Below are 592 nucleotides of genomic sequence, written 5' to 3'. Positions count from 1 at the left end.
TTGAGCTGGGTGATCATCGCGCCCTTGGGCCGGCCGGTGGTGCCCGAGGTGTACAGCACCAGGGCCAGATCGTCGGGCGCGCGCGGCACCAGGCGGTCCAGGGGCGCCGCCCGTTCGGCGAGGACGTCGAGACGTGGCGGGCCGTCGTCGTCCGCGCCGTCCTCCACCATGACGGTGAGCAGCGGAACCCCTGCCGCCTCGGCCGCCTGGGCGCCCTCGGTCAGCATCGGGGCCGCGCACACCAGGGCCTTCGCCTCGGAGTCGGCCAGCACGTGGCCGATCTCGTCGGCGCGCAGCAGGCCGTGCACCGGGACCGCCACGGCGCCGAGCGCCAGCACGCCGTAGTACACCATCGGGAAGTGCGGTGTGTTCGGCAGCAGCAGGGCGATCCGGTCGCCCGGCCGCACACCGTGGTCCCGCAGCACCGCCGCGTACCGGCGGGTGGCGTGCCAGAGTCCGGCGTAGGTGATCCGTTCGGAGCCGTGGACGAGCGCGGGGTGGTCGGGGCGCCGCTCGGCGGACTCCGCCAGTACGGACGCGGCTGTCAGTGTCATGCCGCACCGCTGTGCTGTGCGGCCAGCGTCCGCTTGTC

Annotated in this window: 1 protein-coding gene; it reads right to left on the bottom strand. The window is 74.3% G+C overall.

All coding sequences use genetic code 11. From position 1 onward, the window contains the following. Nucleotides 1–554: AMP-binding protein (locus ACLJWH_RS41990; protein WP_411147079.1), on the bottom strand; the 554-nt coding region annotated here is incomplete at its 3' end. Between the last annotated feature and the right edge of the window lie 38 nt (nt 555–592).

The sequence above is a fragment of the Streptomyces sp. x-80 genome, assembly GCF_046549095.1.
Taxonomy (GTDB): domain Bacteria; phylum Actinomycetota; class Actinomycetes; order Streptomycetales; family Streptomycetaceae; genus Streptomyces; species Streptomyces celluloflavus.
The sequence above is the reverse complement of the archived record's forward strand: the minus strand, read 5'-3'. Positions and strand labels throughout refer to the sequence as shown.